The organism is Belnapia moabensis DSM 16746, assembly GCF_000745835.1.
GTDB lineage: Bacteria > Pseudomonadota > Alphaproteobacteria > Acetobacterales > Acetobacteraceae > Belnapia > Belnapia moabensis.
In genome coordinates this window covers 1-3,295 of record NZ_JQKB01000210.1, presented here as the reverse complement: position 1 = coordinate 3,295, position 3,295 = coordinate 1, and the positions used below count along the sequence as shown (strand labels likewise).

Below are 3,295 nucleotides of genomic sequence, written 5' to 3'. Positions count from 1 at the left end.
ATGCCATGCCAGCCGATGAATCACGTCCGTCCGCGTCGGATCAAGCCCCAAGAGGCAGACCTTCAGACGCCGGGTATGAGGGCAGGCAGGGGCGCTTCGGGATTCGACCACGGGAAGGGCCGGAGATCGTGGCTACGTCCCAAGCGCATTGCACCGTCAATCACATGCGGTAAGTCCCGCGTGCTGCGGGTCAGGCTTGTCATGCGCGGTTCGCTCTCGCCCGGCTTGCACCTAAAGCCGAAGTTGACCTCGAGCGTAGATTGAACGCTGCTTCGGCATAGTCTCCTGGCCTTAAGGGGGGAAACCGGCAGCGATGAGATGTTGTCCGTACCGCTCCCGCTGGGCCACGTTGCGAAAGGCCATGCGTGGTATAGTGGCGCTGACGCGATAACTTGGCACCAAATTGGTGAAGCGCGTCACGTACGGACGTGCCTCCTCAGTACGGCCCAGCGCTGCGAGCGCGGCGGAGGTCATAGCCAAGTTCGAGGTGTAGTCGGGGTTATTCCTTACGGACCGTAATCCCCATTGCGCAGCCTGTTCCCAGCAGCCATTTGCGTAATGCGCGATGCTCAGGAAATGCTGGTAGCGGAACAGGAACGGATCCTCGGGCGAGAGGCGGATGGCACGTTCCGCGTTGCCCACCGCCTCGGTCGTCCGGCCGGTATAGGCCAGCGTCGGACTCGTCCACAGGCAGGTTTCAGCGTCGTTCGGTGCCATATCCAACGCGCGATCGAGCAGATCCTGCGCCTGATCGTAGTCCCGGTGCAGGATGGTTCGGCTGTGTCCGAGCAACGCGAGCGCCCGGGCATGGCCTCCATCCAGCTCCAGCGCCAAGCGGGCCTCGACCTCTAACGCCCGCGCTTCCGCCGCCGAGTCGGCCGACCAGCGCTGGCCGATGCGCAGGCTGTGCCAATGGGCTAGCGCGGCGTGCGGCGTAGCAAAGCCAGGGTCGAGCGCGACGGCATGGTGCAGCATCCCGCCAGCGGCGTGGAAGCTGTCACGCTCAAGCCGGAACATCATCGCCTGCGCCTGCAGCACCATGTGATAGGCGCTGATGTCATGCTGCCGGCGCAGCGCACGGCGCAGCTCCGCATCGCGCAGCCGGGGCATCACCATGTGGGCGATGGTCGTTGCTAATTCGTCCGGTGCCTCGAACAGGCCAGCCGCGGTCAGATCGTAGGCGCGGTGCCAAACCACGGCACCTTGCGCCGCCTCGGACACCTCAACCGATAGGCGCACCCGCTCCCCTAAGCGCTGCAGGCTGCCAGAGGCGAGATAGTCAGCTCCGACCCGCCGGGCGAGCGCAGGCACGTCCTCCCTCACGCCAGTCAAGTGACGGGTCGAGTTGGCCGAGATCACGATCGGCTCGCGCAACGCCGAAAGCGAGCCGACGACGCTGTCGAGCAGAATGTCGGCGAAGGCCACAAGGCTGGGGTCGCTGCCGCATGGCAGCCTGAATGGCATCATCGCAAACACTGGGATGCCGCTCGGGTGCCGGACGGCGCAGGGCCCCTCCGCTGGCATCGCCGCCACAGCCACCGGCGTCATGTTGAGCACGTAGCCGCGGCGCGGCAGGGTACTTAGCAGCGCCTCCTCAGGACCCAGAGCACGGCGGATGTCTGCCACGCATTGGGTCAGGCCGTTCTCTGTAACGTAGACGCCGGGCCAGACCGCCTCAACCAGCTCGTGTCGGGAGACCACCTGCCCACCCCGCTCAGCAAGGTACAGCAGCACCTGTGCCGTTTTTGGTCGGAGAACCGTCTCCGTCCCATCGGGCGCACGGAGAGCGCCTCGGTGCGGCTCGAAGACTCGCTTCCCAATGGCGTAGCTTGGAAATCTCATCCGTCACATCCCGGCAGCGGAGATGATCAGCATTCCCTTGGTTACATAGCACGATGGACAGAAAAGCAGGAGCACAGCCAGGGAGACCGTTCCGAACCCGGATTTCACTTCGGTGTCAGCGCAATTTCACATCGGTTTCAGGCCCACGCCGCCCGCGTGGAGCACCGTCGGAGCCGTCCTCTTCAGCGGAGCAGGATGGCCATGGACTACCTTGCCGAAGCTTCGGGTTGGGTTGCCAGCGGGTGCGTACTCGCAGCCTTCCTGATGCGGCGCATGCGGCCGCTGCGAAGGATCGCAATCGCCAGCAACGTTGCCTTCATTGCCTACGCCATACAGCTTGGGCTGCTGCCGATCCTGCTGCTGCATGTCGCGTTGCTGCCGATCAATCTCTGGCGTCTCTGGGAACAAGGTTTTGTCGGCGATGTGCCGCAGGGCCAGCCCCGTAGCAGCTGGGCAGTCACCGCGCTGCTGCTCGCCGTGCTGTTGGCGCCCGGCCCTGCCGCTGGCCGGGAGGCGCCAGCGTCACCGGCCGGCGAGGTGCGCTTCCTGGAGGCAGGCGGACTGGGTGGCATGCTCCTGCTGCCGGCGCACCGACCACCTACAGGGCTCGTGCTGCTCTTTTCTGACGGGCAGGGCGCCGATCCGCGCAGCGCGACCTATGTCGACCAACTTCTCGGCGGCGACATCGCCGTGTTTGAAATACAGAGCGGTGAGGAAGATGGGGTGGCAGTCGCGCGGGCTACCGCCATGCTGCCGGCCGCGGCGGGCCTTGTCGGGGTGCCGGTCGGCGTCCTCGGTTTCGGTGCAGGCGCGCGGCAGGTTCTCAGTTTCGGGCATGGGGTCGCAGCACGCGTCCTGCTCTACCCCGGCTGTGCCGGTCTGGCCGACGCGTCGGCAACCGCGGCGGACCCGCTGCTCGTGCTGCATGGGGGGAGTGATGCAAGCAACAGTGCTCAAGCCTGCGCGGAGCTTGTTACTCAGCTTGGCCGCGCTGGGCGTCCTGTGCGCCGCATCACCTATGCAGACGCTGGATATGCCTGGGACTACCCAAGCTATGGCCAGGCGCACCGCATCCTGCTGCCACGGCCCGACGGCGCTGGCTTGGTCGCAGCCCTGCCTTGGCCGGAGCTGGCCGCCATGTCGGCCGCCCAGGTCGCCAGCTTCCTGGGCCTCGCGTTCCGGACCGGCACTCGATGAGCAAGGCGGCAATGTCGCTGCTGCACGCGGCCGCCAAACCCGGACGCCGCGGCAACCTTCCTAGGCAACCGCGGCGGCGCCGTCCCGCGCCGCCGCTGCTGTTCCGCGGCTGGTTGGTGGTGGCCGGCGCCTTTCTGGTGCTGTTGGCGGGCTATGGTGCGGCTTATACCAGCCGCCCTAGAGCTTGACCTGAGCCCAGGCACGGGTGGTGATGGAGGTGACCTGCTCTGGTCTGCGCATCAGCGCGTTCCAGGCT

Annotated in this window: 3 protein-coding genes; 2 read left to right on the top strand and 1 reads right to left on the bottom strand. The window is 66.2% G+C overall.

What is annotated here, in order from left to right; translation table 11 throughout:
* Nucleotides 1-291: 291 nt before the first annotated feature.
* Nucleotides 292-1,842 carry a winged helix-turn-helix domain-containing protein gene (locus EP26_RS32765; RefSeq protein WP_084113176.1) on the bottom strand — a complete coding sequence of 517 codons (1,551 nt, stop codon included), beginning with the start codon at nucleotides 1,840-1,842 and terminating at the stop codon, nucleotides 292-294.
* 201 nt (nucleotides 1,843-2,043) lie between these two features.
* On the opposite strand from EP26_RS32765, the gene EP26_RS37090 reads away from it, so the two are divergent.
* Together EP26_RS37090 and EP26_RS35905 are read left to right on the top strand one after the other, a co-directional pair.
* Nucleotides 2,044-3,039: a dienelactone hydrolase family protein gene (locus EP26_RS37090; RefSeq protein WP_211259625.1), complete on the top strand. Its 996-nt coding sequence runs from the start codon at nucleotides 2,044-2,046 to the stop codon at nucleotides 3,037-3,039.
* Nucleotides 3,036-3,227: a hypothetical protein gene (locus tag EP26_RS35905; protein ID WP_157033960.1), complete on the top strand. Its 192-nt coding sequence runs from the start codon at nucleotides 3,036-3,038 to the stop codon at nucleotides 3,225-3,227. The genes EP26_RS37090 and EP26_RS35905 overlap by 4 nt, the downstream gene beginning before the upstream one ends.
* Nucleotides 3,228-3,295 lie beyond the last annotated feature (68 nt).

Coding starts and splice junctions, on each gene's coding strand:
- EP26_RS37090 (WP_211259625.1), top strand. CDS start 2,044: ATGGACTACCTTGCCGAAGCTTCGGGTTGGGTTGCCAGCGGGTGCGTA.
- EP26_RS32765 (WP_084113176.1), bottom strand. CDS start 1,842: ATGAGATTTCCAAGCTACGCCATTGGGAAGCGAGTCTTCGAGCCGCAC.
- EP26_RS35905 (WP_157033960.1), top strand. CDS start 3,036: ATGAGCAAGGCGGCAATGTCGCTGCTGCACGCGGCCGCCAAACCCGGA.